General features: G+C 65.3%; 4 protein-coding genes. 3 read left to right on the top strand and 1 reads right to left on the bottom strand.

All coding sequences use genetic code 11. The features are described 5' to 3' along the window. Positions 1-1,368, bottom strand: a 1,368-nt coding sequence (scpA, locus tag ACR2JA_RS12820; protein WP_434009470.1) for a methylmalonyl-CoA mutase, incomplete at its 3' end; no start/stop codon positions are given. 134 nt (positions 1,369-1,502) lie between these two features. Here scpA and ACR2JA_RS12815 point away from each other — a divergent pair. The 3 genes from ACR2JA_RS12815 to ACR2JA_RS12805 form a co-directional block, all read left to right on the top strand. After that, positions 1,503-2,138, top strand: coding sequence for a GntR family transcriptional regulator (locus ACR2JA_RS12815; RefSeq protein WP_434009469.1), 636 nt, complete (start codon positions 1,503-1,505; stop codon positions 2,136-2,138). A gap of 101 nt (positions 2,139-2,239) precedes the next feature. Beyond that, positions 2,240-3,130 carry a Dyp-type peroxidase gene (locus ACR2JA_RS12810; RefSeq protein WP_434009468.1) on the top strand — a complete coding sequence of 297 codons (891 nt, stop codon included), beginning with the start codon at positions 2,240-2,242 and terminating at the stop codon, positions 3,128-3,130. Between the two features lie 110 nt (positions 3,131-3,240). Beyond that, a partial coding sequence (locus tag ACR2JA_RS12805; RefSeq protein ID WP_434009467.1) for an NAD(P)/FAD-dependent oxidoreductase occupies positions 3,241-4,422 on the top strand: 1,182 nt, incomplete at its 3' end.

The raw sequence follows: 4,422 nt of genomic DNA, 5'->3' as shown, positions 1-4,422 counted from the left end.
GCCCGAGTCGATCCGCGCTTGCTTTTCCGCCGCAGCGGCTTCGATCTTGAGCTTGGCCCAGCCGCTGTCCACGGCCTTGGTCATGCCGCCCATGGCATCCACTTCTTCGATGATGGCCCAGGCCTTGTCGGCCATTTCCTGCGTCAGCGACTCCATCATGTACGAGCCGGCCCAGGGGTCGACCACGCAGGTGATGTGCGTCTCTTCCTGGATGATCAGCTGCGTGTTGCGCGCGATGCGGGCGCTGAACTCGGTCGGCAGCGCGATCGCCTCGTCTAAGCTGTTGGTGTGCAGCGACTGGGTGCCACCGAACACGGCCGCCATGGCTTCGATGGTGGTGCGCACCACGTTGTTGTACGGGTCCTGCTCGGTCAGCGACCAGCCCGAGGTCTGGCTGTGCGTGCGCAGCATCAGGCTCTTGGGTTTTTTGGCATCAAAGCCTTTCATGATGCGGCACCACAGCAGGCGGGCCGCACGCATCTTGGCGATCTCCAGGTAGAAGTTCATGCCTACCGCCCAGAAGAAGGACAGGCGACCTGCGAAGTCGTCCACGTCCATGCCCTTGGCGATGGCGGTCTTCACATATTCCTTGCCGTCGGCCAGGGTGAAGGCCATCTCCAGCGCCTGGTTGGCGCCGGCTTCCTGCATGTGGTAGCCCGAGATCGAGATCGAGTTGAACTTCGGCATGTGCTTGGCCGTGTACTCGATGATGTCGCCGATGATCTTCATCGACGGTTCGGGCGGGTAGATGTAGGTGTTGCGGACCATGAACTCCTTGAGGATGTCGTTCTGGATGGTTCCGCTCAGTTTGTCTTGCGAGACGCCCTGCTCTTCGGCCGCGACCACGTAGCCGGCCAGCACCGGCAGCACGGCGCCGTTCATGGTCATCGAGACGCTGACCTTGTCCAGCGGGATCTCGTTGAAGAGGATCTTCATGTCCTCCACCGAGTCGATGGCCACACCGGCCTTGCCCACGTCGCCGGTCACGCGCGGGTGGTCGCTGTCGTAGCCGCGGTGGGTGGCCAGGTCAAAAGCCACCGACACGCCCTGCCCGCCGGCGGCCAGCGCCTTGCGGTAGAAAGCGTTCGATTCTTCGGCGGTGGAGAAGCCGGCGTACTGGCGGATGGTCCAGGGACGCACCGCGTACATGGTGGCCTGCGGGCCGCGGATGTAGGGCTCGAAACCCGGCAGCGTGTTGGTGTACGGCAGGTCCTTGGTGTCTTCGGCCGTGTACAGCGGCTTGACGCTGATGCCGTCGGGCGTGATCCAGTTCAGTGCGTTGACGTCGCCACCGGGCGCGGATTTCTGGGCTGCCTTGTTCCAGGCTTCGAGGTTGGCGGGGGCGAATTCGGTCGGTTTCTGGCTCATGGCAACGGGCTCGCGGTGCGGGGTGGGGATGCAACAGAAAAGGCGCTGCAGTTTACATCATTCATAATTATTGATGCAAAATATTCCGGCGGCCTTACAATCGCCGCTCGCAGCCCTCCCACTCACTTGCATTGATGTCCGCCCTCTCCCTCGCCCCCCGCGCCCTGTACGAAGAAGTCGCTGAGCTGCTGCGCCAGCGCATCTTCCAGCGCGAGCTGGAGCCGGGCAGCTGGATCGACGAACTCAAGCTGGCCGAGGAATACGGCATCATCCGCACCCCGCTGCGCGAAGCGCTGAAGGTGCTCGCAGCCGAAGGCCTGGTGACCATGAAAGTGCGCCGGGGCGCCTACGTCACCGAAGTGTCCGAGAAAGACCTGGCCGACGTCTACCACCTGCTGTCGCTGCTCGAATCCGACGCCGCCGGCGTGGTGGCCGAGCGCGCCAGCGACGTCCAGCGCGCCGAGCTGCAGGCCCTGCACGCCAGCCTGGAAGCCGCCCTGGCCGATCGCGACCGCTTCTTTGCCGTCAACGAGCAGTTCCACATGCGCCTGCTGGAAATGGCCGACAACCGCTGGCGCGAGCAGATGGTGGCCGACCTGCGCAAGGTCATGAAGCTCAACCGCCACAACTCGTTGTTCAAGACCGGACGGATCAACGAATCGCTGGCCGAGCACCGCGCGGTGATGGCCGCCCTGCTCGCGCGCGATGCCGGCCTGACGCGCCAGCGCATGCAGGAACACTTCCGCAACGGGCTGGAAGCGGCCACCTGATCCGGGTCGTGAAGCCGGCAAGGGCTGGCTGGTAAATTCAGTCGGAACACCCCGGAAGCTCACGGCTCCTGGGACCTGCACCTTTACGACCGGAGCCCCTGATGAGCCTTGCCGACCTTGCCCAGCCGGGCATCCTCGACCCCATTCCCGCCCACGGCCGCTACCTCAGCTGCCAGCAGCGCGTGGGGGCCGATCCGCGCACCGTGCTTCAGCGCCTGGCCAGCCAGGCCGATGGCAAAGCCACCGTGGTGGGCCTGGGCGCCTCGCTGGTGCGCGAACTCGGTGCCCAGATCCCGGGCCTCAAGACCTTCACGGGCATCGAAGGCGCGCGCATCAAGCTGCCCGCCACGCCCACCGACCTGCTGGTCTGGCTGCGCGGCACCGACCGGGGCGATCTGCTCATTCGCAGCCGGCACCTGCAAACCCTGCTGGCCCCCGAGTTCGACGTGGCCGACATCACCGACGCCTTCAACCACGACCACGGCAAGGACCTGACCGGCTACGAGGACGGCACCGAAAACCCGCAGGGCGACGATGCGCTGACCGTGGCCCTGCTGCCCGAGAGCGCCGGCGCTCTGGCCGGCAGCAGCTTTGTGGCGGTGCAGCGCTGGTGCCACCACATGAGCCGTTTCGAGGCCATGCCCAGGCACCAGCAGGACCACACCATCGGCCGCGAACGCGAGAGCAACGAGGAACTGGACGACGCGCCCGCTTCGGCCCACGTCAAACGCACGGCGCAGGAAAGTTTCGACCCCGAAGCCTTCGTGCTGCGCCGCTCCATGCCCTGGGCCGAAGGCAACGAAGGCGGCTTGGTATTCGCCGCCTTCGGCCATTCGTTCGACGCGTTCGAGGCCCAGCTGCGCCGCATGTCGGGCGCCGAAGACGGCATCACCGACGCGCTGTTCACCTTTTCCGAACCGCAGACCGGCGCCTACTTCTGGTGCCCGCCGGTGCAGGGCGGCCTGCTGGATCTGCGCGCGCTGGGGCTCTGACCGGGCCGCCACCGGGCCGGGTTTTCCCCCGGTCCCGGTTTGATTTTTGTCAAACCACATACCCCCAGGGGCATCCATGATCGGGTCATCCCATTCCCACGGAGACTCTCATGGCACACATCGTCATTCTGGGCGCCGGCATCGGCGGCATGCCCATGGCCTACGAAATGAAGGCGCTGGCCCGCGCCGGTGACACGGTCACCGTCATCAGCGACGCGCCCAAGTTCCACTTTGTCCCGTCCAACCCTTGGGTGGCGGTGGACTGGCGCAAACGCAGCGACATCGAGGTGGACATCGCACCAGCCCTCCAGCGCAAGGGCATCGCGTCCATCATCCAGCGCGCCAAACGCGTGCACCCGGAGGCCAACCAGGTCGAGCTGGACGACGGCCGCCGGGTGGACTACGACTACCTGGTCATCGCCACCGGCCCCAAGCTGGCGTTTGACGAGATCGAAGGCCTGGGTCCGCACGGCGGTCACACGCAGTCGGTCTGCCACGTCGGCCACGCCGAAACCGCCAAGACGGCCTGGGACAGCTTTGTCCAGGACCCGGGTCCCATCGTGGTCGGTGCGGTGCAAGGCGCCTCCTGCTTCGGGCCGGCCTACGAGTTCGCGATGATCATGGACACCGACCTTCGCAAGCGCAAGATCCGCGACCGGGTGCCCATGACCTACGTGACACCCGAGCCCTACATCGGTCACCTCGGTCTGGGCGGTGTGGGCGACTCCAAGGGCATGCTCGAATCGGCCATGCGCCAGCGCCACATCAAGTGGATCTGCAACGCCAAGACCACCAAGGTGGAAGCCGGCCAGATGTTCGTGACCGAACACAACGACCAGGGCCAGCCGATCAAGGAACACGTGCTGCCCTTCAAGCACAGCATGATGCTGCCGGCCTTCAAGGGTGTGGACGCGGTGTTCGGCATCGAAGGCCTAACCAATCCTCGCGGCTTCATTACCATCGACGAACACCAGCGCAACCCCAAGTTCAAGAACATCTTCAGCATCGGCGTGTGTGTGGCCATTCCGCCGGTGGAGGCCACCCCCATCCCCTGCGGCACCCCCAAGACAGGCTACATGATCGAGTCCATGGTCACAGCCACGGCGCACAACATCCGCGAACTGCTCGATGGCCAGGAACCGTCCCACCACGCGACCTGGAACACCATCTGCCTGGCCGATTTCGGCGACACCGGCGCGGCCTTCGTCGCCCTGCCGCAGATCCCGCCGCGCAACGTGGCGTGGATGAAGAAGGGCAAGTGGGTGCACCTGGCCAAGGTGGCCTTCGAGAAT

The sequence above is a fragment of the Hydrogenophaga sp. genome, assembly GCF_051007235.1.
GTDB lineage: Bacteria > Pseudomonadota > Gammaproteobacteria > Burkholderiales > Burkholderiaceae_C > Hydrogenophaga.
The sequence above is the reverse complement of the archived record's forward strand: the minus strand, read 5'-3'. Positions and strand labels throughout refer to the sequence as shown.

What these genes read in the sequence shown, in the direction of transcription:
- ACR2JA_RS12815 (WP_434009469.1), top strand. Translation starts at nt 1,503, where the DNA reads ATGTCCGCCCTCTCCCTCGCCCCCCGCGCCCTGTACGAAGAAGTCGCT.
- ACR2JA_RS12810 (WP_434009468.1), top strand. Translation starts at nt 2,240, where the DNA reads ATGAGCCTTGCCGACCTTGCCCAGCCGGGCATCCTCGACCCCATTCCC.